This is a genomic window from Staphylococcus sp. HMSC057A08, assembly GCF_001812925.1.
In the GTDB taxonomy this organism is placed as follows: Bacteria; Bacillota; Bacilli; order Staphylococcales; family Staphylococcaceae; genus Staphylococcus; species Staphylococcus hominis.
Genome location: NZ_KV810834.1, coordinates 1 through 205, shown reverse-complemented (window position 1 = coordinate 205; position 205 = coordinate 1). Strand labels below are relative to the sequence as shown.

The 205-nt window shown below is 33.2% G+C and carries 1 pseudogene; it reads left to right on the top strand.

The window, feature by feature from the left end:
* Nucleotides 1–3: 3 nt before the first annotated feature.
* Nucleotides 4–205 (top strand): annotated as a pseudogene (locus HMPREF2881_RS00890) (IS6 family transposase); the annotation flags it as partial.

Genomic DNA, 205 nt, shown 5'->3' with positions numbered 1-205 from the left:
TGTATGAACTATTTCAGATATAAACAATTTAACAAGGATGTTATCACTGTAGCCGTTGGCTACTATCTAAGATATACATTGAGTTATCGTGATATATCTGAAATATTAAGGGAACGTGGTGTAAACGTTCATCATTCAACGGTCTACCGTTGGGTTCAAGAATATGCCCCAATTTTGTATCAAATTTGGAAGAAAAAGCATAAAA